Consider the following 24,724-nt stretch of genomic DNA (forward strand, 5'->3'; position numbering starts at 1 on the left):
GTGTGGAAATATGAAGTTGGCTGGCTTGGGAGTTTACCTCCTGGGAATAGCTCTTTCCGTGGTAAGGCCACCCTTAGAGAGGCTTGCGTGCATTAACATGACTACTGGTCAAGTAATGACTAGGATAAATCCATTCTTTCTGGTTCTCGAGCTTGGCTTGATAATGATCGGTGCTCTATTTATTGCTTTGAACTATGAGTTTAAAAACTACCATGAGAGGAATGGGTGGTTAGCAGTTAGTACCGGCCTTGGGTTTGCGTTTATCGGTGGATACTCCAAAATTTATGAGCTCTTTCTGTTTGGAGTTGTCCTAGCAACTCTTGGAATAATAGTCTACAAGATCGGGAGGGCTAAGTATGGCGGCAGTTGAGGTCGAAAATCTTGAGAAAGATTACGGAAAGATCAAGGCTCTTAAGAGGATAAGCTTCACAATAGAAGAGAGGGAAATCTTTGGTCTGATAGGTCCAAATGGTGCCGGTAAGAGTACTACGTTGAGAATCCTTGCCACTCTCCTAACCCCTACTGGGGGTAGGGCTGAGGTATTTGGTCACGACGTCGTTAAGGAGGCCGAAGAAGTTAGAAAGCTCATAAGCTACCTCCCCGAGGAAGCTGGAGCTTACAAGAGGCTGACGGGACTAGAGTACCTCGAGTTCATGGCCAAACTCTATGCAAAGGATAAAAAGAAAGCCGAAAAGATGTTAAAGCTAGGAATAGAGCTTAGTGGGCTCGGTGATAGGCTTAAGGACAAGGTCTCAACGTACTCCAAGGGAATGACGAGAAGGCTTCTTCTAGCTCGAGCATTAATGGTTAAACCAAGGCTTGCAATTCTTGACGAACCAACAAGTGGGCTTGATATAATGAACGCCTTCGAGATAAGGAAGACGATAAAGAAGTTCGTCAAAGAGGGGGTAACCTTCCTGATATCTAGTCACAATATGCTTGAAGTTGAGTACCTCTGTGACAGGGTAGCGCTAATCCATAGGGGAAAGATCGTTGAGATCGGCGAGCCCGAGGAGCTAAAGGCCAAATATAATGCTGAGAATTTAGAAGAAGTTTTTATGGAGGCGATCAAAAATGTCTGATTTCATGGTAATTCTAATGAAAGAGCTGAAGGACATGTTCAGGGATAAAGGTATTCTCATAGGGCTTGTGATAATTCCCCTCGTTCTGTATCCAGCGCTTGGCCAGATGGTGCAGGTTGGTATGGAGCAGGCTCAGAAGGAAACGAAGGTCGTAATTGCGAATTTTGACTCTGGGGAGTACGCTAACATACTGATAAAGGCTTTAAAAGTTGCCCCTAACGTTACTGTAGTTGAAATAGAAGCCAAAAGTGTCGATGAGGCGTTAAAGATTGCGACTTCTAAAGGCTATAACGTTCTTGTTGTTATTCCCTCGAATTTCTCGGAATGTATAAAGGAGGATAAAAAGGCGGTAGTTGAAGTTTATGGCATATTCACGGGTATGAGTCTTGGAATGAGGGAGAGCGTGAGTGAGGGAAGGATAAATGCAGTAATCGGTGTTCTAAATGAAGAACTTGCAAAGCTCAAACTGAAGTCCAACTTCCCTAACCCTGAAGCTGTGCTTCATCCGATTGACGTTAAGAGTTACTCCGTGCTTAAGGGCAGAATTATTAACCTTCCTCCATCCGTTGTTTCAGGGGTTATAGCATCTCAAGCGTTCTCTATTCCGCTGGTTATCTTTATAATGTTCACCATGGTTTCTCAAATGGCTGCAGGAACTATGGCGAGCGAGAAGGAAAACAAAACTTTGGAAACGTTGCTCACTCTTCCAGTCTCAAGAACTGCCATAGTTGCTGGAAAGATGGCCGGAAGTGCTATCTTGGGACTAATAGCTGCTCTGGCCTATATGTTTGGAATGAGCAGGTACTTCTCGAGCCTTGGAATGCACTCTAACATTAAGCTTGAGGATTTGGGCCTGAGGATCACGCCTTATGGCATGATTCTCTTTGCGATCATAATATTCCTCACGATAACCTTCGCTATCTCCCTCTCCATGCTCTTGGGAACCTTTGCGGAAGACACCAAGAGCGCTGGCACTCTGGTGAGTACCGTCATGATGCCCCTACTGTTCCCCACTTTTGCGTTCATGATTGTAGATGTTGACACTCTTCCCCCTCTCATAAAGTACATCCTCTATGCTATTCCTTTCAGCCATCCTGTAATTGCTTCGAGGGAGATGATCTTAGGAGAGTACTCTAAGATGTATATGAGCATAGCTTATCTCGCTTTAGTGTCCCTGGGAACACTATATGTCACAGCATGGTTCTTCAGAACTGAGAAGATCCTTACGGCAAAGATAAGATTCAGAAAAAGAGTTAGAGGCTCATAAGGCCTAAAATATCTCCGTTCTCGAGGTCAACTATCTTTATCTCTCTTTCTTTTACGTTGAGTATTGCAACACTCTTGACACCTGTAAGGTAACCACAAACTTCCCCTGGGTTTATTATTATAGTTCTCCCTACCTCTTGTATCCCATGTCTATGAGTGTGCCCCCTTATTACAATGTCATAGAGCTGGCTTCTGGCCAGTGCCTCGACTACTCTTTCGTCGGTTCCGTGAAGGACTACTGTTTTTAGACCGTTTAAGTCTAAGGTTAAGATTTCATCCTTTATCCCTAGTTTTTCCCTAAGTCCCTCTCTTTCCCCGTCGTTGTTTCCGAAGACTCCTTTTAGTGGAGCATTGAGCTTCGAGAGCTCCCTTGCAACAAACGGTGCTACGTAGTCTCCAGCGTGAATTACAAGATCTACTCCCTCTCTGTTAAAGAACTCCACTGCAAGCCTTATTGCAGGCAGGTTATCGTGTGTGTCGCTCATAATCCCTACCTTCATAGCTCAACCCTCCTAACAACCTCCACAATCCCAGGATTGCTAATATCTCCCTTTACCTCAAAAACCTTCCCTAAGAACTGCTCAACAACCCATACATTTGTTATTAAGTGTTTAGTTATTTCGGCAACTTTAATCTTTCCCCCCGAGAAAGCTAAAAAGGGTATGAGCTGATCTCCGAGGAATTTATCTACGCAGGCTCCTGTTTTCAGCTGATCAAGGAGCTCTTTGGCAGCTTCCTTGCCAACAACTTCAGCGGGCTTGCCCTTCTTTCCAAGGGCATCTCCGCCGAGCCTTAGGCAGTCCGTCTCAGCCCACACGACTATTCCGCTTCCTGGGCCAAGTGATCTTGATACTTCAGTCCTTATATCTATTGGGATTCCTAGCGTTTCGAGTACTTCTTTTGCTGCTTTTGCTTGTCTCTCCGCAACGTGGGCAGGGAGGTTCGTTGCGTGGCTAATCCCCTCAACCTTATCTATCTGTGTGTACTCAATTGCAACAAGTTCCCTCTTTTCTTCCCATGGGTCTATGAAGCCCCTGACTATCCCTCCTCCTTTGGGATAGTGGCCCCTCCTCTCAATAACTATTTCCCCATTAATTCCGAGTTTTTTCAGAGCAAATAAAGTTACGTTTCTCATGTAATCCACAGGAGGGCTCCAAGGGACGTCAGTTCCTCCCGTTATTCTGAACTTTATTCTTCCATCTGCAAAGGCCATTGCTGGGAGGAGTGCTTGAAGAACTAGGGTTATGCTGCCGGCAGTTCTTATGTTGACGTTTATGTTCTTGGCTTTAATTTTCCCTGGGATAAAAGTAAGTTCCTTTGAGCCGACTTGAGCTCCCTTAACCTTTGCATTGCTTAACTCTTTCAGTGCTATTATACCATGTAGGTGCTGGGGCCTTAACCCTGGGTTTGGCCTGTTTGCCCTGATGTTGATTATCTTCACAGGCTCTCCAGTTATCGCCGAGAGTGCTATTGAAGTCCTAAGTATTTGACCCCCGCCCTCTCCGTAACTGCCGTCAATTACTATCATGGCACGCCCCCGCTTACTATAGCCGCGACCTCCCTTAAAAGCTCTATTCCATCCTTTTTCTCTTTCTCCTTGAGTTTCTTCCAGAGGTTTGTTATTATCTCTATCCCCAGGAACGTTCTATATTCTTCGGGAAATGTTGGCGTTAAATCTTGGGGAACGGATATTCCTAAAGCTTCCGATAGCATTGATGAAAACGTTTCATCATCCATTGGAGGCAAGTTTATCCTAACTGGGAACTTAAGCCCAGAATAGTTCTCCGGATACTTTGTATCTACAATTATTGTGAAGTTTACTGGCAATCTAACTCTCTTTCCGTCTAAGGTTACTTTTACTTCTCCTCTTTTCTTCATCTTTAATAGCATCCTAACTAAGTCTCTCGGAGGTTCCGTTAGTACTAAGAAACCTGAGAACGCCTTTAAGAAGAGGGGAGCTGAGTATACATTTTCTTCAATTTTCTTAAATGAAAAATCCTCAACGCTGTCTATGTGGGCATCCCAGTGGATTATTGGGGGATCGACTAAGACTTTGTCCAAGTACGAGCCTTTAGCTATGTGAAATTCTTCGTCGAATACCCTTACTATTATCCCGTCATATTCAAGCAACCTTGGAATTGCTACTGTTCCACTTATAGTCTTCTTTAGCAACTCTGAAAGGTCTAACTCTACCCTATTAAGTATCAGCGTATCTTCCATTAGGGAGAGCAGGCTTAGTCTTTTTGTGTACTTCTCGGGCAAGGAAACATTGGAGAAATCTAAATTTATATCCTCTATCACTTCCTCGGTGTCCCTTCTGCTCTCTAAAAGCTCACGTGATATTGCCGTGATCTGATATATTTTGTCTCTCCCTTTTAGGTAGAGAATACCGTTTGACACAAGCTTTAGGCCTGCTCTTGCAAGTATAGCTGAAAGTTCTTCCTCAGTTCGAGTAGTTATTACCTCCTTTCCTTCTACATCTTCATAACCCTGCTCAACGACGACAAAATCAGAAGGATGAATGTGATTTTCTTTGAGGAACTGCTCGAGGGCTTCAAGGGCAAGGGTTTCATCAATTGCATAAACTCTAATGAACTGGATCTGGCCATCTCTCGTTATCCCTGCAAATACTACAAAATTGTCCCTCTCCTTGGGCTTGTTTATATCTTCCATACCTAACCCCATACATTAAACTCAGCATTCTTCCTTAAATAATTTGCAAAACCCTTATATAGCGTAAACGAAACACTCAGATAGAGATCTTAATGGGGGTGGGAAGATGGTGGATTATGAGCTTCTGAAGAAAATAGTTGAAGCCCCAGGAGTCTCGGGCTATGAATTCCTTGGAATTAGAGACGTTGTAATTGAGGAGATCAAGGACTATGTTGATGAAGTGAAGGTCGATAGGCTTGGGAACGTTATAGCACACAAGAGGGGTGAAGGGCCTAGAGTCATGATAGCAGCTCACATGGATCAAATAGGTCTTATGGTTACTCACATCGAAAAGAACGGCTTCCTTAGAGTCGCTCCAATTGGTGGCGTCGACCCAAAGACTTTGATAGCTCAGAGGTTCAAGGTTTGGATCGACAAGGACAAGTTCATTTATGGCGTTGGGGCATCAGTTCCTCCTCACATCCAGAAGCCTGAAGAGAGGAAGAAGGCCCCTGACTGGGATCAGATATTCATAGACATTGGCGCTGAAAGCAGGGAAGAAGCTGAAGAGATGGGTGTTAGAATTGGCACTGTGATAACTTGGGATGGTAGGCTTGAGAGGCTTGGAAAGCACAGGTTTGTGAGTATAGCTTTTGATGATAGAATAGCAGTTTACACCCTAATAGAAACCGCTAGGCAACTTGAGGACACCAAGGCTGACGTTTACTTCGTTGCGACAGTTCAGGAGGAAGTTGGCCTTAGGGGAGCAAGGACTTCGGCTTTTGGAATAAACCCTGACTACGGCTTTGCAATAGATGTTACAATTGCGGCCGACGTTCCCGGAACGCCAGAGCACAAGCAGGTTACCCAGCTCGGAAAGGGAACCGCGATAAAGATCATGGATCGTTCTGTTATATGCCATCCTGCAATAGTTAGGTGGCTCGAGGAGCTCGCCAAGAAGTATGAGATCCCCTATCAACTTGAAATTCTGCTCGGTGGAGGAACAGACGCTGGAGCAATACACCTAACCAGAGAGGGGGTTCCAACGGGAGCAATTAGCGTTCCAGCGAGGTACATTCACTCAAACACTGAAGTTGTTGATGAGAGAGACGTTGATGCTGGAGTCAAGTTGATGGTTAAAGCCCTAGAAAATATCCACGAACTCAAAATCTGAAGGTTTATTTACCTCTTCTTCCTCCCCTTTATTTGGTGATACTATGAAGGTTATTAAGGAGTGGAATGTTAAAGTCAAGCTGGTAAGGACGAAGAGGGGAGCCATTCTTCACATGATTGAGCTAAGGCCCGGACACTTTTTCCTTGAGCAGAACCCACTCAAGGATTCGAAGTATGGTGTTGCATACAGAAGGATAAAGCAGAGCTTTCCAGAGTTCTATCTGTTTTGGGAGATTAAGGATAACAAATACACTGGAAGGGTCTTAGCTGGGGCATTCCTAGAGAAGGATGAGATAGATGAGTTCGTGACGCTATTGGCTAAAACTGAGGACTTCAAGAAGTTTGAGCACATACTTGAAGAAATTGAGGAAGTTGAGGAAGAGGAATAAGCTTTTTAAACTCACCTTAACACTTTTTTGTGAGCGGGGGTGCCCGAGCCTGGCCAAAGGGGCCGGACTTAAGATCCGGTGCCGTAGGGCTGCGCGGGTTCGAATCCCGCCCCCCGCACCACTTCTCTTTTGTAGGTGATGAAGATGATGCCCATGAATCCAAAGCAACTGAAGAAGCTCATGAAGCAACTCGACATGAGGCAACTTGATGGAGTTGTTGAAGTAGTAATCAGGATGGAGGATAAGGAGATAGTCATTAAGGAGCCCGTCGTTACCGTGATCAAAGCCATGGGGGAGAAAATGTATCAGATAGCTGGAGGCCAAGAGGAAGAAAGAGTGACACTTAAGATCTCCGAGGATGACATAAAGCTCGTAATGGAGCAGGCTGGAGTAGATTATGAGACTGCAAAAAAGGCATTGGAGGAAACAGGTGGAGATTTAGCTGAGGCTATATTAAGGCTAACTGAGCAGTGAGTTTGCCAGCTTTATTGAAATCTTCTTCTTTAGCTCTGGATCAAGCTCCTCAATCTCCTTTTCGTGCTCTTTCAGAAACTCAATGACTTCTCTGGGCAACTCTTCAAGTTTCACTATTCTCTTTGCTACTTCCTCTAGGAAGCCGAGGTTCTCCACTCTATTTAGGAGTGCCGATGCTAATTCTATTCCTCCCCTTACATACTTGTACTCTCCCCTTTCAAGGAGGTCGAGGGCAATTTTAATAGCCCTGTCCATTATTGAAGAGTATGTTAAGGCAAGCTCAGCAAGAACCTTTGCGGATGTTGATCTAATCCATGGATTATCGTGAAGCAGAAACTCTGTAAGCTGTGGTATTATCTTCTCTGCGTCGTCTCTTTTTATGTAATTGGCGGCGTTTGAGAGAACCCAGAGGGCGTCCAATTTCGTTAGTAAATCTTCTGAGAGGAAGACCCTAATTACGAGTTGTAATACTTTGTAATCAGACTTAGCAAGTTCGAGAACTGCAGCATGCTGCTCCCTCTCAAACATTTTCTTTATAACTTCAACTGTGTATTCCTCAAGCTCTTTTCCTACCCTTGACTTTTCTTTGGGAGGATGTTCAAGGTAATCATCTATCTTTGCTTTGGCTTCCCTAGCCATAGTTCCCAGGTTAGATGAACCTAATTCCTTCGAGGCCCTTTCAAGGGATTCTCTGGACAGATATTCAGCTCTGTCAACTGCGACCTCTATTATACTTAAGGCAGATTTTCTTACAACGGGATCTTCGTCGTTCAGCAAATCTAAGGCGAGATTGAATGCCTCCTCCATTATTTCGGGGTTTTCGGTTCTCGCTATTATCTCCTTTAGAACCCTAAGGGAGGCTATTTTCTTCCTTGATGACTTCCCCTTGATAATTCCTCTTATCCACTCGAATATCCTCCTGGCTATACTCACAATTTTGGCACCTAAGGCAGCGAGTCCCTCCGCTGCGTATTCGTTAATTGGTTCTGGTTTTTCTTCGACAGCCTTCATTAGGATTTCACTAATCTCGCTACTAAGATCGGGTGGAAGTTCTATGAAGGTCAAGATAGTATTTAGAGTTTCAACAGCTTGAAGAACTACCGACTCATCTCTATCTCCAAGGAGCTCTATTATTTCGGGAATTATCCTCCTAACATCCTCTACATCAAAGTGGCCTTTCATAACCAGCTTTTTAATTATGTAGAGGCATCCCTTCTTAACTATTGGATCTTTTTCTTTGAGACCCTTTATAAGGAGATCAACTCCTTCTTCTTTGTTTGCTGAGATGAAATCTATTGCTTTCCTTAGTCTCCATCCTTTTAGGTACTCTAAGAATTCTTCGTATGCGCTCATTCTTTTTCCTCCCTTTTAAGTATGCTGTTCAGTAGGTCAAGTAACGACATAATAATTTTTTTCTCCTCATCTGTCGCATCCTCATATATGGAGTTCAGCTTGTGGAATAACGCCTCTAAGATGTCCCTGTCCAAGTTAAGAAAATTCTCTGCAGTAAGTGCATAGAACCTTAGAATTGGGAATCTTACCTCTCTGTCATTAAGTCTTTTCATGGTAAGTATAATGGCTGCCGTAAATAAATCCTTCGTTGGTGAGTGGGTTGAAATCTCCTTTATAAGTTGCAATCCTGCTTCGACCGCTCTTTTGTCCGACGATTTTAGTAGGAGGTCGAGAAGGGATATTATGTAATCTTTTGTTCCTGGATAGAGGAAATATATGTTTGAGAGTGTCTTGACAGCCGTATTTCTCACCCATGGGTTCTTGCTCTTTGCAAGGTCTCCTAGTGTAGGTAAGATTGAGTATGCCCTAGTGGGTCCCAAGAAGTCGACTATTCTGGAGATAACCCAAAGAGCGTCTGTTCTCCTGATATAGTCGGGAGATGATAGCATGTCTATAACTTTATCTAGTACTTCCTCATTTTCCTTCGCCATCTCAGCAACTACTTCATGCTTTTCCATGTCTAGTAGTTGCTCTATCCCATATCCGCTGTATTCTTCTGCTTTTGGAACTTTTTCTGCAACTTCTATTGCTGTGAGGACTTCTTCCGCCTTTCCTTCAAGTACTCCTCCTTTGAACTTGCCAACTCTATCCTTTATTTTGTCGATTAAGCTCTTTGATATCCTAGTCTTTTGTGTAGTGACAACCCTTCCAAGGGCTGAAAGTGCCCTCTCCTGGAGGTACCGATCATCAGAATCCAGGAAGCCCATCATCTCACTCACTATTTCTTCCACGACCTCTTTGTCTTTCGATTTACTCGCAATTTCTGTCAGCGCAGTCATTGCTGCGCTTTGGACTTCTCTTTCCTTAGTTCCTTTGATCAGCGATACTAGAAAGCCTACTATCTTCCTAACCAGTCTTGAGATCTTAATTCCAAGTAGCCCTAGTCCTTCTGCGGCATATTCTCCGAGTATACCTCTACCTGAACTAACGACATCCATTAGGGCTTCCATGACTTTATTGTAACTTTCATCTGAAAGGTCAACATTTTCGAGAACGTATCTCAGGAACTTTATTGCATCAAGAGCTGTCCTCTCAGAAGAATCTTTTACGAGAGGTATTATATCATCGAGGAGCTCTTCAATTTCTTCTGGCTTTAGATGTCCCTCTTTTGTCATCTTCTCTATTAAGAATAATGTGTTCGAACGAATTGTGTTGTTTTTATCTCTTAGTAATTCCTTAAGAATTTCGATCTTATTCTTTGCCAGGGATAATGTGTCAATGGCATCCTTTATCTTCCACTTTCTAATATCCTCTCGGAGTTGCCTAATATTTATGATGGAGAAGCCTTTCTCCATCTCAGAGCCCTCAAGAATTATAGGGGGTTGGAAATTTATTAAGGTTTGAGGAGTGGTTCGAAAAATGAACAATTACTTCACTTTATTGGAAGTTCAGTTGTTTCTTTGTGCACCTTGAGGACTATCATTGTATGGGTTCCCTCTACACCCTCGATACTCCCAACCATATCCAGGAAGTTGTTCAACTCCTCGCTGTTCTTTGTCCTTATCTTAACAACCATATCATAATCTCCCGTGGTTTCGTAAATCTCCATGATTTCCGGATACTTCACGAGCTTTGAAGCGACATCGGAATACTTGCCTGCCTTAACCTTTATCAGAATAAACGCTAGCATTGTGTATCCTAAAGCTTCGGGATCAACTATTGCAGTAAACTTCTTGATTATTCCACTCTCCCTTAACCTTTTTATCCTCTCGTGGATCGTTGACTCTGCGAGACCGGTAATTTTTGATATTTCTCTTAAAGGAACCTTTCCATCTTTTTGAAGAATTTCTATGATCTTCTTATCGACATCGTCAAGTACTCCCCTCACCATTAACACCTCTGGAAAAATTTTTCAAGAGGAAGATATAAATTTGTTGGAGGTTGTCTTCATACGACACTTTGAAAGTCGTATGAAAAAGGAAAGAGTTATAAAGGCACTTCCAATTATGTGTGTGAAACTAAAGGGGGGAGGAAAATGGCTGAGAGGCCTCTTGATGTTATCCACAAGTCTTTGGATAAGGACGTGCTCGTAATTCTCAAGAAAGGGTTCGAATTCAGGGGCAGGCTCATCGGATATGACATTCACCTTAACGTCGTTTTAGCTGACGCAGAGATGATTCAGGATGGGGAAGTAGTGAAGAAGTACGGCAAGATCGTGATTAGAGGAGACAACGTATTGGCGATTTCCCCAACAGAAGAGCTGTGAGGTGATGGTTAATGGGTAGTGGTACAGCAACTTTCGGTAAAAGGAACAAGACACCAACCCACATCAGGTGCAGGAGATGCGGTAGAAAGGCATTCAACATAAAGAAGGGCTATTGTGCAGCCTGTGGCTTCGGCAGAAGCAGAAGGCTTAGGAAGTACAGATGGAGCAAGAAGTGGAAGAAGAAAAAGAACGTTCACTGATTCTCATACTTTTTCTTCCATTTACTCCACTTGTAGAGTGCTGATAGTGCCTTAATTGCTCTTTCTGGCTCTGGATATGCTGGTATTCCGTTCTCGTTGAGCATGTCAATTGCTTCTTTAGCCTCGATTCCACCGACAATTGCCACTACTAATGGTTTCTTCCTTCCGCTCTCGTTGTACTCTCTGATGATTATCTCGGCAAGCTCCCTTGGATCGAGAACCGCGGTTTGGCAGTAGAGGACAGCTATGGCGTGCATCTCTGGGTGGGCAAGGCCATCTCTGATTGCTCCCTCATAGCTCTTTCCATCTGCCATTCCAGTTAAGTCAACGGGGTTCTTGTAGGAACCGAATGGTGGCATGTGGTTGGCGAATATCTTGAGTTGTTCAAGGTCATCGTATAGGTGTAACCCTTCCTCTTCAGCTGCATCTGTCGCCATAACTCCAATTCCGCCACCGTTCGTTATTATAACAACATTGTCTCCCTGGGGCTCTGGAAGGTTGCTCAATGCTCTAGCCCAGTCGAATGCTTCCCCAATTGTTAGAGCCCTGAGAACTCCGCTCTGCTTGAATGCTGCGCTGTATATAGTATCGCTTCCCGCGAGAGAACCGGTGTGAGATGCTGCAGCTTTTGCTCCCCTCTCGCTCCTTCCAGCCTTTATCACTATTATCGGCTTTTTCTTGCTGACTTCTTTTGCTACCTCCATGAACCTTCTACCGTCCTTCACACCTTCCATGTAAATGAGAATTGCCTTAGTGTTGTCGTCATCCTTAAAGAACTCGAGTAAATCTGCATCGTCAATATCAGCCTTGTTTCCTACGCTAACTACTGCAGAAAGGCCGATCTTCTCAAGAATTGTCCATCCCATAAGGGCAATTCCTAGAGCACCGCTTTGGCTTATTAATGCTAGGGGTCCTGGGAGAACATCAGTTGGTCCAAAAGTAGCGTTGAGCTTTGCTGGCGTGTAAACAACCCCGAATATATTTGGGCCGAGTATTCTCATGCCATACTTCCTTGCGGTCTCAACTAACTGCCTCTCAACTTTCTTCCCTTCTTCCCCAAGCTCACCAAATCCTGAACTTATTATTGGAACGACTTTAACCCCCTTCTGTCCGCACTCCTCGAGAACCTGGGGCACGAACTTCGCTGGGACAACTATGACTGCCATATCGACTTCATCAGGAACTTCAAGGATGCTCTTGTAGACCTTAAATTTTCTTCCGCTGATCTCTATTTCCCCACCTTTAATGTTTACTGCATAAATTTTGCCCTCATAGCCGTACTCAATAAGGTTCTTCATAATTGCGTGTCCTATCTTCCCTGGTTTTGAAGAAGCACCTATAACAGCGATGCTTTTTGGATTAAAAAGAGCTTCCAGGCTCATTTCTATCACCTCTGAAAGCGTTTACATTTTTCGATTTTCGACGAATGTTATAACTTTTCCCTTCCATTTTCGACGAAGTTATTTTCGACATTTGTTAAACATTCAATGCTAATCCAATTATCTCTTTTATAGACGTGAAGCCTTCTTTCTTCAGATATTCCTCTAATCCATGTGCGATCTCCCTGAATACTGAAAACCCTTTGAGATACACGGCAGTTCCTATCTGAAGGGCTGATGCTCCGGCTAGCAAAAATTCTACGGCATCTTGCCACGTTGTTATTCCCCCAATCCCTATAACAGGTATATCCAAAGCCTTAGCTAGGTCGTATACTGCTCTTAATGCAACAGGCTTAACGCCTGGTCCGGAGTATCCCCCCACCTTATTGCTCAGTATGGGCCTTTTGGCATAGATATCAATTGCAATAGCCTTTAACGTGTTTATGGCAGAAACTGCATCTGCCTCCGCTTTCTCGGCTGCAAGACCAAGCTTGGTTATATCGCTCGTATTAGGAGTTAGCTTTGCTATCACAGGCTTCTCTGTTACGTCCTTAACAGCCTTGACAACTTTATAGACGTTGTTTGGATCTTGACCAATTTCCATTCCATATCCCCTGGCGTGAGGGCAACTTAAGTTCAGCTCAAAGGCGTCTGCGATCTCTTGAAGTTTTTCAGCCAGAAATGCGAATTCTTCTGGAGTTCCACCGAAAATAGAAACTATGATCGGGAAGTCAAACTCTTCCCCTCGGAATTCTTCTAGAAATGCTTCCCATCCCGGATTTGGTAAACCCATGGCATTTATTAGACCATATGGAAGTTCAACTACAGTAGGGTTATCATATCCCTTCCTTGGTTCTTTTCCGATGGACTTCGTGACAACCGCTCCTGCACCCTCTCTGTGGGCCCTCCTTAGCAACTCTGGTGTCATGTCTACAACACCAGAGGCCAAAATTAGCGGATTCTCCATTTTGAAGTCAAAAATTTCGATCTCAAGCATCTTTATTTCCCCCAGGATACTTGGAAAAAGCTTTTTATATTTCTTAACAATTAAACATAACGGGGGTATCATTGTCAGTGTTACTTAAAAATGGTTTGGTTCTTTATGGAGAAAATTATCAGCTAATCAGAGCAGATGTTTTAATTGAAGGCAGCAGAATAATCAAGGTTGGGAGGGGAATAAACGCTGGTTCTGATGTAGTAATTGATTGTTCCCATTCACTAATTATTCCCGGTTTTGTAAATGCACACACGCACTCCCCAATGGTTTTACTTAGGGGTCTCGCTGAAGACGTCCCCCTAATGGAGTGGCTTGAAAAGTACATATGGCCAAATGAGAGGAAGCTCGGGAGAAGAGATATTTACTGGGGTGCTCTTCTGGGGCTAATCGAAATGGCAAGGTCCGGAACGGTGACATTTGTTGACATGTACTTTCACATGGAGGAAGTTGCAAAAGCAACTATGGAAGTTGGACTGAGGGGTTTCCTTGGGTACGGGATGATAGATTTAGATGACGAAGGGAGGAGGAAGGCTGAAATAAGAGAAACAGAAAAGTTTAGAGAGTTCGTACTAAAATTAAATTCTGACCTTGTTAACTTTATCCTAGCCCCTCATGCTCCATACACTTGCTCGCTGGATTGCTTAAGATGGGTCGCTGAGAGAAGCTCTGATTGGGGATCATTAGTTACCATACATCTCTCGGAGACAAAAGGGGAAGTTGAATCAATTAGGAAGAAATACGGGAAGAATCCAACTGAAATTCTCCTTGAAGCTGGGTTGCTAAACAACAAGTTGATAGTAGCTCACGGAGTTTGGTTGAGTGATGAGGAAATATCACTTCTGTCGAAGCGTGGTGTAACCGTTGCCCACTGTCCTGCCAGTAATATGAAGCTGGGAAGTGGAGTTATTAGGCTTAGAAATTTGCTCGATAGTGGCGTTAATGTTGCCCTGGGTACAGATGGAGCAGCGAGCAATAATACCCTAGACATGTTTAGAGAGATGAGGCTTGCATCTCTTCTTCAAAAGGTTTACAGTTTAGACCCATCTATCGTGAAAAGTCGGGAAATATTTAGGATGGCAACATTAAATGGTGCTCGAGCTCTTAGGTTAAATTCAGGCGTTATAGAAGAGGGGAAGTTGGCAGATATCGCAATTATAGACATAAGGAAACCTCATATCCTTCCTTTAAATGATCCTATCAGCTCTCTTGTGTTCTCTGCAAAGAGTGGGGATGTGGACACGCTAATAGTGAATGGTGAAATCATTATTCTGGATGGAGAGTTCCAAACAGTTGACGAAGAGAAAGTTATTGATAAATTCTTGGGGGTACTGTGAATGATAATCTTAACGCCCTCAATATTCTTGGGTATCACACTTCTCATGTTCTATGTTTTGCTATTCTATGAGTATTATATGAGGAGGGAGAAAGTTCTGCTCTATTTCTCTCTTGCGTTTCTTTCCCTGAGCATTGGTTGCTTGGTAGATGGAATAACTAGCCTTGTAAGCCTATCGGTTTTCGTTTCTTTTTTCTGGGTAGGTATTATTGAGATGTTGTCTCCAGGGATACTGAGCAAATACTCTGATGACCTTAAGTACCTTAGCTTGGTTCCCATAGTTGCCTACCTTTATCTTTCCACTTATAGCCAGTTTATTGTTCTCTTGATCGATGCGCTTATAATGGTGGTTATAGCATTTTTAGTATATTTAGAAAAGGATCGCACTTTGAAGTTTGTTCCCTTTTTAATAATTCTCTTTGCCCTTCTTACGTTTGGCATTGGGGTATATCCTGAAATTGTGTTTAAAGTTCAGGTGATAATAGCAATAATCTTGGGGTATCTGATAACAGTGAACATTTTTAAAGTCACTATACCAGTGGCTGTTCAAGATAAGGGAATCAATATTAAGCCAGGGATTGTATTTATGAAGAACGTTCCTGAGGAGATATTAAAAACGTCCTTAATATTTTCGAGGAACCCAGGAGGAGATAATGAGAGATGGTTCTGGATAACTAAAGTTCAAAAAGGTCCAAGAACTGTAGAGCCTACAAATCTTGTTAAAATACTGAACCTGGCAGTAAGATATTTGGAGCAGGGTGGTACTGTAGTTATAGATGGAATAGAATATCTAATCTTAGAAAATGGATTTGATTCAGTGTTAAAGTTCCTTGCTAACCTAAGGGATTATGCAATGCTCTATAACTCTACTGTAATTATCGTTAGCGACCTAACAACTTTCTCGGAAAAAGAACGGAAGCTGTTATTAAGGGTAATTGGTGAGGAAACATGAAGATTGTAAAAGGAGATATAACAAAGTTCAGAGCCGAGGCTATAGTCAATGCCGCAAATAAATATCTTGAACACGGTGGTGGGGTTGCATATGCCATCGCAAAGGCTGCCGCTGGAGATGTATATGAATATATTAGAATTAGTAAGGAAGAAATGAAAAAACAAATTGGGAGGGAGTATATAGAGCATGGAGAAGTTGTTGTTACTCCTCCTTTAAAATTGGCACAAAATGGTGTTAAGTATGTCATTCATACCGTTGGTCCATATTGTGGGGGAAAATGGGATAAAGAAAAAGAAGACAAATTGAAACTTGCAATTTTAGGGGCACTTAAAAAGGCTGATGAGCTTGGTGTTAGGAGTATTGCCTTTCCGGCTATAAGTGCTGGTATCTACGGTTGTCCCTTGGAAAAGGTAGTTAAAGTGTTTAAAGACACTGTTGAACAATTCCTAAAGGAAGCTAAGAATGTAAAAGATGTGTTTTTGGTATTATATTCCGAAACAGACTATAAGAAGGCCCTAAAAGTTTTAAAAGAGGTGGAAAACGATGAAAATTGATAACAGTATTAAGGAAAAAATATTGAAAAAGCTTCCCGAAAATCTTTCAAGACTAGCCGATCTTGCCTATAATTATTGGTGGAGCTGGGATCATAAAGCAATGAAACTATGGCAGAAAATAGATGAGGAACACTGGAGGCAGTATAAGAATCCTGTCAAGTTGCTTCTTGAAGTTCCAGAATCTAGACTTAGGGAACTGTCTAAAGATGATGCATTTCTTGATCTATACGAGCTCGTCATAGAGAGGTTTGAAGGCTATATGAACCAGAGTACTACATGGTTCTCTACGAACTATCCCCGTTGGGATAAGCCGATAGTTTATCTTTGTATGGAATATGGAATAAGCAAGAGCCTTCCAATATATTCTGGGGGATTGGGAATTCTTGCTGGAGATCACCTTAAAACGGCAAGTGACCTTGGATTGCCTCTTATTGCAGTTGGGCTACTCTACAAGCATGGCTACTTTAGGCAGGAGATTGATAAAGATGGAAGACAGATAGAGATATTTCCAGAGTACAACACTAAAGAAATGCCTATAAGACAAGTACTTACCAACGATGGAAAACCTTTGCTGATTGATGTCCCAATAGAGGGCAAAATGGTTAAGGCAAGAGTTTTTCTCGTTGAAGTCGGGAGAGTTCCATTATACCTTCTTGATACGGATGTTTTAGAGAACCCGGAGGAGGACAGAAAAGTCTGTGACTACCTATACAACGCTGAGCCTGACAAGAGAATAAAGCAGGAAATCCTCCTTGGTATTGGTGGAATGAGGCTTCTCAAGGCATTAGAGATAGAACCTGGGGTTATTCATCTAAATGAGGGCCATCCATCATTCGCAAACTTCGAAAGAATAAGATGGTTCATGGAGGAAGGACTCAGCTTTGAAGAGGCCCTAGAAGTTGTAAGGGGAACGAGTGTATTTACAACCCACACGCCCGTGCCAGCTGGTCATGATGTGTTCCCCGTAGATTTCGTGAGAGAAAAGTTAGCGAAGTTCTTTGAGGGGCTGCCTACTGAGAAGTTCCTTGAGCTAGGAAAGGCAAATCCAAGTGATCCAAACTTTAACATGACGATACTCTCGATAAAGACATCAAACTTTGTAAATGGTGTTAGCCAGTTGCATGCTAAGGTTACGAGGGAAATGTGGGCAGGACTCTGGGCGGGAGTACCTCTGGACGAGATACCCATTGAGGGAATAACGAACGGTGTTCATACAGCAACGTGGGTTAATGAGAACTTAGCAAAGCTCTACGACATATACATTGGCAAGATATGGAGAGAGCACGTTAACCTTGAGGGTATATGGTATGCAATAGAGAGGATTCCTGATGGAGAACTATGGGAGGCCCATCTTAAGGCAAAGAGAGAGTTAATAGAGCTCATCAGGAGAAAGATAATGAGGAGGAACGAAAGGATCGGTATAGACGAACCTCTTCCAGATATAGACGAAAATGCTCTTATAATAGGTTTTGCAAGAAGGTTCGCGACGTACAAGAGGGCGGTGTTGCTGTTCACGGATCTTGAGAGGCTGAAGAAGATTGTAAACAACTCTGAGAGGCCAGTTTACATAGTCTTTGGAGGAAAAGCTCATCCTAGGGATGAAGCTGGAAAGGAGTTCCTCAGAAGAGTTTATGAAGTATCTCAAATGCCGGAGTTTAAGGGCAAAATAATCTTGATAGAGAACTATGACATGGGTTCAGCAAGGCTTTTTGTTTCTGGAGTTGATGTTTGGCTTAACACTCCAAGGAGGCCTCTAGAAGCCAGTGGAACGAGCGGTATGAAAGCTGGCCTTAACGGTGTCATAAATCTGAGCATATTCGATGGGTGGTGGGTTGAGGGGTACAATGGAAGAAATGGTTGGGTCATCGGAGACACGAGCACTGAGCCAGAAACCGAGGCTGATGACTACTGGGATGCAATGAGCCTCTACGATATCTTGGAGAACGTTGTAGTTCCAATGTATTATGAAAACAGGGATGCATGGATAAGGATGATGAAGGAGAGCATAAAGAGCATCGCCCCGAGATTCAGCACTCACAGGATGGTTAAGGACTACGTGACAAAGTTTTACTCAAAGGCTATGGAACTTGGCATCTACTTAAGTAGGGATAACTTCAGGTGGGCCAAGGAGCTTGCTAAGTGGAAAGAGAAGATAAAGACGGAGTGGGATAAAGTCAACATCGAGGAAGTTAAGGTCAACGAGCACATTGTTAATGTTACGATAAACCTTGGAAACTTAAAGCCAGAAGATGTAAGAGTTGAGCTATATTATGGAATTAAAGAAGAGGAGTTCAAGATACTAAAGCCTCACATAGTTGAACTCAGGAAAACTAAAGATCTTGGGAATGGGAGGTATATCTACACTTACATGGGCAAAGCCCTCAAGAATATCGGTAATCCATGTTGGCACTATGCCATCAGGGTCTACGCTTATCATCCAATGATGCCCGGAAAATTCCTGTTGGGTGGCTACATAAAATGGAAAGGGGTGGAGAGGTAATTACTCTCTCTTTTCTTCCTCAACTCTCTTCTTGTATGCTTCTGCAGCTTCTCCCAAGCTCTTGAAGAGTTTAAGCATCTCCATTGGTAGGGTGAGTACGATAACGTTGCTCTTATCGCTTGCGACGTCACTTATTGTCTGTAGGGTTCTAAGCTGCAAGGCCATTGGGTGTTCGCTTATAATTTCTGCGGCTTCCCTAAGCTTCTCAGCCGCCTGTCTCTCGGCCTCTGCGAGTAGGATTCTGGCTCTCCTTTCTCTCTCTGCTTCTGCCTGCTTTGCCATAGCCCTCTGCATTCCCGCTGGAAGTTCTACATCCTTGATCTCCACGGCTGTAACCTTTATCCCCCAGGGATCCGTTGCTTCGTCAATTATCCTCTGCAACTGCATGTTGAGTTTATCCCTCTCGCTCAAAAGCTCATCTAGATGTGCCTGGCCTATGACGCTCCTCAAGGTTGTTTGTGAGATCTGGGATGTGGCCATGATGTAGTTCCTAACTTGGGTTACGGCTTTTACCGGATCTACGACCCTAAAGTAGACTACAGCGTTAACTCTTACTGGCACGTTGTCCTTGGTTATCGTCTCTTGGACTGGAACGTCAAGAACTTGAGTTCTTAAGTCGACTATAACCGCTTTTTCGAATATCGGGATTATGAAGAACAATCCTGGTCCTCTAGCTCCAACAACCCTACCGAGCCTGAATATCACTGCCCTCTCGTACTCCTTAACGATCTTGATGGCGCTGGCTAAGAATATCAATACAAACAGCACTACTATTCCAATAACAAACAAATCTCCAGGCAAGATCATTTCCTTTCACCTTCTTCTTCCTTTTCCCTAACAACGATAAGAGTCAGGCCATCCATATCAACTACCCTAACTTTCTCCCCCTTTTCTATAGGCTTTCCAAACTTGCTTCTAGCCTTCCATAATTCGCCCCTAACCTTGATCATACCCTCGGGGTTCAGATCTTCAACGACAACACCAATTAGCCCTATCATCTCCTCCCTACCAGTTTTTGCTTTCTTCCTGTGAGCCTTTATCACCGCGGCCATCCCAAAGGCGAAGAATAGTGCTAGCAGAACTCCTATAGTTATTATGACTATTCTCAGCTGGGAAAACACCTCCCTGTTAACTAGGTACTCCACTTCTCCACCCCCAAACAGCAGTATTCCCCCTAGTATGAACGAAATCAGCCCTGCAACTGTGAAGAGTCCAAACGTTGGTGTTAATGCTTCGGCGACAAAAAACAGCATCCCCACAACTATTAATAGCAGCCCCGCAGCGTTGTAGCCAAAATAACCAAAGCCTATTATTGCGAGGACTATCATGATCGCCCCCACTGTCTCTGGAACGTGCCATCCTGGGGTCAGAAAGCCTATTATCAACGCCCATATCCCCAGGGAGAGGAGAAGGTAAGCCATGCTTGGGTCAGTTATGTACGTAATCACCTTGTCCTTAAGTGACGGTTTCAGGTAAACAACTTTAGCGTTGGTAAAGTTGAGGGTTACATACTTACCATTTACGGGGAGTTTTGTCTGCATTCCATTCGCTTTCTCGAGCAACTCGTTAACATCCCTGGCTATGACTTCTATAACACCATACTTTAGTGCCTCCTCAGGGGTTAGGCTTAGATCCTTAGTTATGAACTCCTCTGCTATGGTGGCGTTCCTTCCGCTTTCCTGGGCAAGGCTTTTTATATATGCGATGTAGTGATTGACTATCTTAGGGGGAGCTTGTATTATAGAACCGTTCTGAGCATAACCCAGGATGGGTCTACAGGCTCCTATGCTAGTTCCTGGGGCCATGGCGATTAAGTGGGATCCGAGGGCAATATATGTTCCAGCTGAAGCAGCCGTTGCCCCTGGAGGATAGACGTAGATTATCACGGGAACCTTGGCTTGTTGGATTCTCTGTATTATGTTCATCATAGCATCTCCCCTTCCACCTGGAGTATCAAATTCTATAATTATAGCTTCGGCTTTGTTCTCCTCTGCCAGGCTTATGTACCTGTTGAACTGGTCATAGGTATAGGAAGTTATCTGGCCCCTAATTTGAGCAACATAAACGACCTTCTCCTGAGCTAGCGTTGGAAGGAACAGAAGCGAAAAAACAAGTAACCCCAGGATCAGCTTTCCCCTCATCTTAGTCACCATACCTAACAAAAGTAGTAAAAAGAATATTTAAATGTTTTCAATCAAAGCCTGAACTTTCTCATAGCCATTTCTGCGGCCACCGTAATTGGGTCGATGGTTGGGCTTATTGGCGGGGCATATGCAGTTTCTAAGTAAGCAACGTCTTCAACCGTTGCGCCCTTCTGGGCTAAAGCTGAGAGCGTCATTATCCTGCCCCAGACTCTTTCCCCTCCAACTATTTGAGCCCCAATAAGCTTCTTGTCTTCCTTCCTGAATATCAACTTCACGGTTATCGGTTTGCCCCCAGGATAGTACTCTGGCTTTGTTGAGCCTTTGAACTTCCCTACAACTACATTAATTCCTTCTTTCTTCGCTCTCTCCTCTGTTATTCCAAACGTTCCTATTTCCAAATCAAATAATTCTGTAATTGCAGTATTGAATACTGGTCTAAATATGGAATTCTTGCCAGCTATATGCTCCGCCGCAACTTTCGCCATTCTAACCGCGGAAGTTCCTAGCTGGCTTAGGGTTCTCTTTCCAGTTACGGCATCTATAACCTCTGCACAGTCCCCGATGGCGTATATATCGGGATCGCTTGTCTGGAGGTGCTCATTAACGACTATTCCCCTACTTACCTCCAAACCCGCATCTCTGGCTAAGTCAACGTTAGCCCTAACCCCTGTTGCTACTAGGACTATGTCCGCTTCAACTATCTCCTTTCCGATCTTCACGGCCTCTACAGGACTGCCAATTATCTCGCTTACACCCACACCGAACCTAAACTTAATTCCATGTTTCTCCATTTCCTCTTGCACGAGCTTTGCCATGTCTTTGTCGAGCATGGTTGGAAGCAAATGCTCGAGAAGTTCAACAACTAGGACTTCCATGCCAAGTTTAGCAAAAGCTTCTGCCCCCTCTAGGCCTATTAGTCCCGCCCCTATCACAACGGCCTTCTTTGGCTTTCTCTCCGCTATGTACTTCTTAATCTTCCTAACGTCGTCCAAGCTCTTAAGCGTGAATACTCCCTCGTTTTCAACGCCTTTTATCGGGGGGATGAAAGCCTTTGATCCTGTGGCTATTACGAGCTTGTCATATGGAACTTCGCCTTTATCTGTAATAACGACCTTCCTCTCTCTGTCTATCTTTTTGGCCTCTACTTCAAGCATCATTTCAATTCTCTGCTTCCTGTAGAACTCAGTCGGAAACACTATTACGTCTTCGGGCTTTTCTATCGTTCCGCTAATTACGTGGGGGAGAGCACAGGGAGAGTACTGCATCGTTGGTTCTTTGCCTATGACTATTATCTCAGCTTTTCTATCGAGCTTCCTCATGAAAAGCGCGAAGTTGCTTCCTGCGGTTCCTGAGCCTATTACAACTATCCTCATAGAACCACCAAAAAATGGGGGAGGAGGGGAGATATAAACGTTGGTGTTATCCTTGGGGAGGAAAGTCAAGTTACATCAGGATGAAATATTTAAAGTTTGGAAATCATTCAAGGTTGGCCTCGTTCTCCCAGAGGCCATGGATGTTGCAGTAACTTAGAGCGTAAAGCTTGCCCTTCTTATTTGTCTTTATGTAAAATACCGCCCTTGGCTCCGTTAGTGGATCGCCGTGAGCTGTAAAGGCAACCCTACCAACCATTATTGGGAAGCTTTCTCCCTCTGGGTGGAAGTACAGCTCTATCCATGCTATGTGGTGCTCTGGGGTGTTTGGATGGGGAACCTCTTTCCCTACTGAGACCTCAACTTTTACGAGGTCTCCCTCCCTTGTGTACTCTATAACTGGAACGTGCTTCTCTCCTTTCCAATCTCCACTTTTTATCGTGTCCTTCAACATCTCCATCACCTCAATCTATTCTTTCAAATTCATCTTTAGGTGCCCCGCATAGGGGGCAGATCCAATCTTCAGGAAGGTCTTCGAACTTAGTTCCTGGGGTTATTCCGTTTTCTTCATCTCCTTCCTCTTCATCATAGATGTAGCCACAGATTTTGCATCTCCACTTTGCCATATTGGTTTCCTCACTTCATGATTTGTAGTTCGTCCTTATAAGGTTTGTGGTTCAAACTCAATTAGTTTTCTGCAATATATATTTTATCTCCACAAAGGTTGGATTTTAATATGCTGATATCAAATTGAAAGTTTGGGGGACTAGAATGAAAGGCAAGGTTGCAATTCTGCTATCACTAATTATCCTAGTTGCAGGGTGCCTTGGTGGGCAAAGCACTACACCTCAAGAGAAGCTGGAAAATTTGGATCAAATAAAAACTATCTTTAATTTATCAAAATCTCAAATTGATTACCTTACAAATAACGGCATTCTCGTTATACCTAATGGGAGAGGGGCTGGAGATATTTATTCGCTTCTCGTAAAAGATGAAGTTCCTGGGATTATCACAGTTGATTCTGCTTTCCTATTATATTCTCAGGTCTATTTAATTTCCTATTTTTGGATTCTCGAAAATGACGTATCCCCCACTCTTAGAAATCTCCTTTTATACCTAGTAAGGGAGAGTGCCAAGGCGGGAGATATAGATGTTGCGTCGTATCTTGCTGTTGCCCTTCTAATGCTTGATCCGAATGTAACTTTGCCTGCACCCCTGCCTGTTTCTAAACCCAATGAAACAGGGATACTGTCTGCAATTACTTGGCTTACTAAAGAGGGAATAAATGTATCGTCTAAGGAGGGCAACTTAGAAGTTGTAAGGTTAGCGAAAATAATTAAAGGATGCCCTGAGTGTCTCCAGAATATCTCGAGAATAGATTCCGAATTAACATTCTTCTTAGGCCCTTCAAGAGGATTAAGTGTCCTTGACTACGTTAATAACCTTGATGCCATTGCTTCGGGAAGAGTTTCTCCACTTCAATTATTGGCCTCTAAGCAACCTCTAATAGTCAGGGGTAGAAGCTTAGAAAAGGAGTTACGAGTTTCCTTATTTGGTGTGAGGCTTGATCCTGGAAGTTATATCCTCGAAACATTGATATATCCAAATCTAGGACCTAACCCAACTTCTAAGACGTACTCGAGAATATTAGCTTATGGTGATTCTGCGGGATTACTTTCGAAGCCTATATCGTTCTATAGGACCTGCGACAATCTGGACCAGAATAGAGACAAGTATTGGGGGGAGATATATGAAATAACCATAAGCTTGTACAAGAGGAAGATAATATCTGCAAAAGATGCAAATAATATTATTCCCCTCCTTCCAAATCTAGTATACTTACCAGCGGTTTTAGGGTCTTCATATGCTTACACTATAGCATCGTCTCTAGGGTACTGTGATTTTCAATTCCAGTATAAGAGGTTGGTAAATCAATTCAGGGAAATTCCCCCCGATTCAATGAAAAATAGAGCGGCAAGGGCCATTAAACTACTTTTCGAAGCAGGAAGACCAAGATCAGATGGTTGGGAGAAAAGGTTCATTAATACGACTATCTCATTCTGGCTTATTATGAATGGAGCTGAGAATTTTACAATTGTCAAAGATACCATACCCTCTGGTAGGCTTGCGGATGCGTACATTGAACCTTACCCTGAAGTTTATGCAGAGCTGTATGCGTCTCTTAAAGAATTGGATGGTTTCCTAACTGCAATGGGAGTCAACGATGAAACTCTGAGATGGGCAGTTAATAGGGCAGCCGCATTGATGCTTAGGGCTTACCAAGTCTCTACCAAGATAAAGGAGGGCAAGACGCTAACCGAAGATGATTTAATATTCTTGACCCAAGAATTTCCAAGGGATTCTATTGCAATACCCCACTCGTTTGGTGGCATTAGGTTACCGAAGAATCTTGTCATTTATTCCCGGGAGGGCATGTCTCTCAGAGCAGAAGTTGAGTTGGGTACAGTCCTAGTAGTTTATAATAACAAAATATTTGTTGGCCCAATAATTATTAATAAGGCTTGGATAGAGGGATGAATG

Annotated in this window: 26 protein-coding genes and 1 tRNA gene; 14 read left to right on the forward strand and 13 right to left on the reverse strand. The window is 43.4% G+C overall.

All coding sequences use genetic code 11. The features are described from left to right. Positions 1-10: 10 nt before the first annotated feature. Genes A3L04_RS04975 through A3L04_RS04985 form a run of 3 tightly spaced genes read left to right on the forward strand, consistent with a single transcriptional unit; the run spans position 11 to position 2,349 of the window. The gene (locus A3L04_RS04975) at positions 11-370 is read left to right on the forward strand and encodes a hypothetical protein (protein ID WP_068578650.1); all 360 of its coding nucleotides are present in this window, start codon (positions 11-13) and stop codon (positions 368-370) included. Beyond that, on the forward strand, positions 357-1,082 hold the full coding sequence (locus A3L04_RS04980) for an ABC transporter ATP-binding protein (protein WP_068578648.1): 726 nt from the start codon (positions 357-359) through the stop codon (positions 1,080-1,082). Before A3L04_RS04975 ends, A3L04_RS04980 begins: the two co-directional genes overlap by 14 nt. Next, the gene (locus A3L04_RS04985) at positions 1,075-2,349 is read left to right on the forward strand and encodes an ABC transporter permease (protein ID WP_068578646.1); all 1,275 of its coding nucleotides are present in this window, start codon (positions 1,075-1,077) and stop codon (positions 2,347-2,349) included. The genes A3L04_RS04980 and A3L04_RS04985 overlap by 8 nt, the downstream gene beginning before the upstream one ends. On the opposite strand, the gene A3L04_RS04990 is transcribed toward A3L04_RS04985, so the two are convergent. From A3L04_RS04990 to A3L04_RS05000, 3 genes are read right to left on the reverse strand one after another with little or no spacing between them, the layout of a single operon-like run. Further along, on the reverse strand, positions 2,336-2,848 hold the full coding sequence (locus A3L04_RS04990; protein ID WP_068578644.1) for a metallophosphoesterase: 513 nt from the start codon (positions 2,846-2,848) through the stop codon (positions 2,336-2,338). The genes A3L04_RS04985 and A3L04_RS04990 overlap by 14 nt on opposite strands. After that, entirely contained in the window at positions 2,845-3,876 is a 1,032-nt protein-coding gene (gene rtcA / locus A3L04_RS04995) for an RNA 3'-terminal phosphate cyclase (RefSeq protein WP_068578643.1), read from the reverse strand. The genes A3L04_RS04990 and rtcA overlap by 4 nt, the downstream gene beginning before the upstream one ends. Continuing rightward, on the reverse strand, positions 3,873-5,033 hold the full coding sequence (locus A3L04_RS05000) for a hypothetical protein (RefSeq protein ID WP_068578641.1): 1,161 nt from the start codon (positions 5,031-5,033) through the stop codon (positions 3,873-3,875). Before A3L04_RS05000 ends, rtcA begins: the two co-directional genes overlap by 4 nt. Positions 5,034-5,127: 94 nt before the next feature. Here A3L04_RS05000 and A3L04_RS05005 point away from each other — a divergent pair, with 94 nt between their 5' ends. The 4 genes from A3L04_RS05005 (at position 5,128) to A3L04_RS05020 (ending at position 7,036) form a co-directional block, all read left to right on the forward strand. Further along, entirely contained in the window at positions 5,128-6,174 is a 1,047-nt protein-coding gene (locus A3L04_RS05005; protein ID WP_068578639.1) for a M42 family metallopeptidase, read from the forward strand. 43 nt (positions 6,175-6,217) lie between these two features. After that, the gene (locus tag A3L04_RS05010) at positions 6,218-6,562 is read left to right on the forward strand and encodes a DUF7132 family protein (RefSeq protein WP_068578637.1); all 345 of its coding nucleotides are present in this window, start codon (positions 6,218-6,220) and stop codon (positions 6,560-6,562) included. A 33-nt stretch (positions 6,563-6,595) separates the two neighbouring features. Next, positions 6,596-6,683, forward strand: a tRNA-Leu gene (locus A3L04_RS05015). 23 nt (positions 6,684-6,706) lie between these two features. Continuing rightward, a complete protein-coding gene (locus A3L04_RS05020; protein ID WP_068578635.1) occupies positions 6,707-7,036 on the forward strand; it encodes a nascent polypeptide-associated complex protein in 330 nt (109 codons plus the stop codon). Here the strand turns inward: A3L04_RS05020 and A3L04_RS05025 are convergent. The 3 genes from A3L04_RS05025 to A3L04_RS05035 all read right to left on the reverse strand — a co-directional run bounded on the left by A3L04_RS05025 (position 7,022) and on the right by A3L04_RS05035 (position 10,376). After that, a complete protein-coding gene (locus tag A3L04_RS05025) occupies positions 7,022-8,389 on the reverse strand; it encodes a HEAT repeat domain-containing protein (RefSeq protein WP_068578633.1) in 1,368 nt (455 codons plus the stop codon). The genes A3L04_RS05020 and A3L04_RS05025 overlap by 15 nt on opposite strands. Continuing rightward, positions 8,386-9,843 carry a HEAT repeat domain-containing protein gene (locus A3L04_RS05030; RefSeq protein WP_068578631.1) on the reverse strand — a complete coding sequence of 486 codons (1,458 nt, stop codon included), beginning with the start codon at positions 9,841-9,843 and terminating at the stop codon, positions 8,386-8,388. Before A3L04_RS05030 ends, A3L04_RS05025 begins: the two co-directional genes overlap by 4 nt. A gap of 77 nt (positions 9,844-9,920) precedes the next feature. After that, on the reverse strand, positions 9,921-10,376 hold the full coding sequence (locus A3L04_RS05035) for an Lrp/AsnC family transcriptional regulator (RefSeq protein ID WP_068579624.1): 456 nt from the start codon (positions 10,374-10,376) through the stop codon (positions 9,921-9,923). A 147-nt stretch (positions 10,377-10,523) separates the two neighbouring features. On the opposite strand from A3L04_RS05035, the gene A3L04_RS05040 reads away from it, so the two are divergent. Together A3L04_RS05040 and A3L04_RS05045 are read left to right on the forward strand one after the other, a co-directional pair. Then, positions 10,524-10,754, forward strand: coding sequence for an LSm family protein (locus tag A3L04_RS05040; RefSeq protein WP_014734507.1), 231 nt, complete (start codon positions 10,524-10,526; stop codon positions 10,752-10,754). Between the two features lie 11 nt (positions 10,755-10,765). Further along, complete coding sequence (locus A3L04_RS05045) at positions 10,766-10,954, forward strand: 50S ribosomal protein L37e (RefSeq protein WP_068578629.1); 189 nt, start codon at positions 10,766-10,768, stop codon at positions 10,952-10,954. On the opposite strand, the gene acdAI is transcribed toward A3L04_RS05045, so the two are convergent. Next, the gene (gene acdAI, locus A3L04_RS05050; protein ID WP_068578627.1) at positions 10,948-12,336 is read right to left on the reverse strand and encodes an acetate--CoA ligase II subunit alpha; all 1,389 of its coding nucleotides are present in this window, start codon (positions 12,334-12,336) and stop codon (positions 10,948-10,950) included. The genes A3L04_RS05045 and acdAI overlap by 7 nt on opposite strands. A gap of 94 nt (positions 12,337-12,430) precedes the next feature. Beyond that, on the reverse strand, positions 12,431-13,330 hold the full coding sequence (locus tag A3L04_RS05055) for a dihydroorotate dehydrogenase (protein ID WP_068578625.1): 900 nt from the start codon (positions 13,328-13,330) through the stop codon (positions 12,431-12,433). A gap of 77 nt (positions 13,331-13,407) precedes the next feature. On the opposite strand from A3L04_RS05055, the gene A3L04_RS05060 reads away from it, so the two are divergent. The 4 genes from A3L04_RS05060 (at position 13,408) to malP (ending at position 18,669) form a co-directional block, all read left to right on the forward strand. Continuing rightward, positions 13,408-14,664 carry an amidohydrolase family protein gene (locus A3L04_RS05060; protein WP_068579621.1) on the forward strand — a complete coding sequence of 419 codons (1,257 nt, stop codon included), beginning with the start codon at positions 13,408-13,410 and terminating at the stop codon, positions 14,662-14,664. Between the two features lie 78 nt (positions 14,665-14,742). Next, positions 14,743-15,615 carry a DUF835 domain-containing protein gene (locus A3L04_RS05065; protein WP_162287187.1) on the forward strand — a complete coding sequence of 291 codons (873 nt, stop codon included), beginning with the start codon at positions 14,743-14,745 and terminating at the stop codon, positions 15,613-15,615. Continuing rightward, a complete protein-coding gene (locus A3L04_RS05070) occupies positions 15,612-16,169 on the forward strand; it encodes a [protein ADP-ribosylglutamate] hydrolase (protein ID WP_068578622.1) in 558 nt (185 codons plus the stop codon). The genes A3L04_RS05065 and A3L04_RS05070 overlap by 4 nt, the downstream gene beginning before the upstream one ends. Further along, positions 16,159-18,669, forward strand: coding sequence for a maltodextrin phosphorylase (gene malP / locus A3L04_RS05075; protein WP_068578620.1), 2,511 nt, complete (start codon positions 16,159-16,161; stop codon positions 18,667-18,669). The genes A3L04_RS05070 and malP overlap by 11 nt, the downstream gene beginning before the upstream one ends. On the opposite strand, the gene A3L04_RS05080 is transcribed toward malP, so the two are convergent. The 5 genes from A3L04_RS05080 to rd form a co-directional block, all read right to left on the reverse strand. Next, on the reverse strand, positions 18,670-19,476 hold the full coding sequence (locus tag A3L04_RS05080) for a slipin family protein (protein WP_068578617.1): 807 nt from the start codon (positions 19,474-19,476) through the stop codon (positions 18,670-18,672). Then, entirely contained in the window at positions 19,473-20,822 is a 1,350-nt protein-coding gene (locus A3L04_RS05085) for an NfeD family protein (protein ID WP_394326720.1), read from the reverse strand. Before A3L04_RS05085 ends, A3L04_RS05080 begins: the two co-directional genes overlap by 4 nt. A 41-nt stretch (positions 20,823-20,863) precedes the next feature. Further along, the gene (locus A3L04_RS05090) at positions 20,864-22,186 is read right to left on the reverse strand and encodes an NAD(P)/FAD-dependent oxidoreductase (RefSeq protein ID WP_068578611.1); all 1,323 of its coding nucleotides are present in this window, start codon (positions 22,184-22,186) and stop codon (positions 20,864-20,866) included. A 103-nt stretch (positions 22,187-22,289) separates the two neighbouring features. Then, positions 22,290-22,637 carry a class II SORL domain-containing protein gene (locus A3L04_RS05095; protein ID WP_068578610.1) on the reverse strand — a complete coding sequence of 116 codons (348 nt, stop codon included), beginning with the start codon at positions 22,635-22,637 and terminating at the stop codon, positions 22,290-22,292. Positions 22,638-22,647: 10 nt separating this feature from the next. Beyond that, positions 22,648-22,809: a rubredoxin gene (gene rd / locus A3L04_RS05100; protein ID WP_068578607.1), complete on the reverse strand. Its 162-nt coding sequence runs from the start codon at positions 22,807-22,809 to the stop codon at positions 22,648-22,650. 145 nt (positions 22,810-22,954) lie between these two features. Here rd and A3L04_RS05105 point away from each other — a divergent pair, with 145 nt between their 5' ends. Beyond that, positions 22,955-24,721 (forward strand): DUF3160 domain-containing protein, encoded by a 1,767-nt coding sequence (locus A3L04_RS05105; RefSeq protein WP_068578605.1) that lies wholly within the window; start codon positions 22,955-22,957, stop codon positions 24,719-24,721. The last annotated feature ends 3 nt before the right edge of the window (positions 24,722-24,724 follow it).

The organism is Thermococcus chitonophagus (genome assembly GCF_002214605.1).
In the GTDB taxonomy this organism is placed as follows: domain Archaea; phylum Methanobacteriota_B; class Thermococci; order Thermococcales; family Thermococcaceae; genus Pyrococcus; species Pyrococcus chitonophagus.

Excerpts from the sequence above, each read along its gene's own strand:
- A3L04_RS04975 (WP_068578650.1), top strand. The coding sequence starts at position 11 with ATGAAGTTGGCTGGCTTGGGAGTTTACCTCCTGGGAATAGCTCTTTCC.
- A3L04_RS04980 (WP_068578648.1), top strand. The coding sequence starts at position 357 with ATGGCGGCAGTTGAGGTCGAAAATCTTGAGAAAGATTACGGAAAGATC.
- A3L04_RS04985 (WP_068578646.1), top strand. The coding sequence starts at position 1,075 with ATGTCTGATTTCATGGTAATTCTAATGAAAGAGCTGAAGGACATGTTC.
- A3L04_RS04990 (WP_068578644.1), bottom strand. The coding sequence starts at position 2,848 with ATGAAGGTAGGGATTATGAGCGACACACACGATAACCTGCCTGCAATA.
- rtcA (WP_068578643.1), bottom strand. The coding sequence starts at position 3,876 with ATGATAGTAATTGACGGCAGTTACGGAGAGGGCGGGGGTCAAATACTT.
- A3L04_RS05000 (WP_068578641.1), bottom strand. The coding sequence starts at position 5,033 with ATGGGGTTAGGTATGGAAGATATAAACAAGCCCAAGGAGAGGGACAAT.
- A3L04_RS05005 (WP_068578639.1), top strand. The coding sequence starts at position 5,128 with ATGGTGGATTATGAGCTTCTGAAGAAAATAGTTGAAGCCCCAGGAGTC.
- A3L04_RS05010 (WP_068578637.1), top strand. The coding sequence starts at position 6,218 with ATGAAGGTTATTAAGGAGTGGAATGTTAAAGTCAAGCTGGTAAGGACG.
- A3L04_RS05020 (WP_068578635.1), top strand. The coding sequence starts at position 6,707 with ATGATGCCCATGAATCCAAAGCAACTGAAGAAGCTCATGAAGCAACTC.
- A3L04_RS05025 (WP_068578633.1), bottom strand. The coding sequence starts at position 8,389 with ATGAGCGCATACGAAGAATTCTTAGAGTACCTAAAAGGATGGAGACTA.
- A3L04_RS05030 (WP_068578631.1), bottom strand. The coding sequence starts at position 9,843 with ATGGAGAAAGGCTTCTCCATCATAAATATTAGGCAACTCCGAGAGGAT.
- A3L04_RS05040 (WP_014734507.1), top strand. The coding sequence starts at position 10,524 with ATGGCTGAGAGGCCTCTTGATGTTATCCACAAGTCTTTGGATAAGGAC.
- A3L04_RS05045 (WP_068578629.1), top strand. The coding sequence starts at position 10,766 with ATGGGTAGTGGTACAGCAACTTTCGGTAAAAGGAACAAGACACCAACC.
- acdAI (WP_068578627.1), bottom strand. The coding sequence starts at position 12,336 with ATGAGCCTGGAAGCTCTTTTTAATCCAAAAAGCATCGCTGTTATAGGT.
- A3L04_RS05055 (WP_068578625.1), bottom strand. The coding sequence starts at position 13,330 with ATGCTTGAGATCGAAATTTTTGACTTCAAAATGGAGAATCCGCTAATT.
- A3L04_RS05065 (WP_162287187.1), top strand. The coding sequence starts at position 14,743 with ATGAGGAGGGAGAAAGTTCTGCTCTATTTCTCTCTTGCGTTTCTTTCC.
- A3L04_RS05070 (WP_068578622.1), top strand. The coding sequence starts at position 15,612 with ATGAAGATTGTAAAAGGAGATATAACAAAGTTCAGAGCCGAGGCTATA.
- malP (WP_068578620.1), top strand. The coding sequence starts at position 16,159 with ATGAAAATTGATAACAGTATTAAGGAAAAAATATTGAAAAAGCTTCCC.
- A3L04_RS05080 (WP_068578617.1), bottom strand. The coding sequence starts at position 19,476 with ATGATCTTGCCTGGAGATTTGTTTGTTATTGGAATAGTAGTGCTGTTT.
- A3L04_RS05085 (WP_394326720.1), bottom strand. The coding sequence starts at position 20,822 with ATGGTGACTAAGATGAGGGGAAAGCTGATCCTGGGGTTACTTGTTTTT.
- A3L04_RS05090 (WP_068578611.1), bottom strand. The coding sequence starts at position 22,186 with ATGAGGATAGTTGTAATAGGCTCAGGAACCGCAGGAAGCAACTTCGCG.
- A3L04_RS05095 (WP_068578610.1), bottom strand. The coding sequence starts at position 22,637 with ATGTTGAAGGACACGATAAAAAGTGGAGATTGGAAAGGAGAGAAGCAC.
- rd (WP_068578607.1), bottom strand. The coding sequence starts at position 22,809 with ATGGCAAAGTGGAGATGCAAAATCTGTGGCTACATCTATGATGAAGAG.
- A3L04_RS05105 (WP_068578605.1), top strand. The coding sequence starts at position 22,955 with ATGAAAGGCAAGGTTGCAATTCTGCTATCACTAATTATCCTAGTTGCA.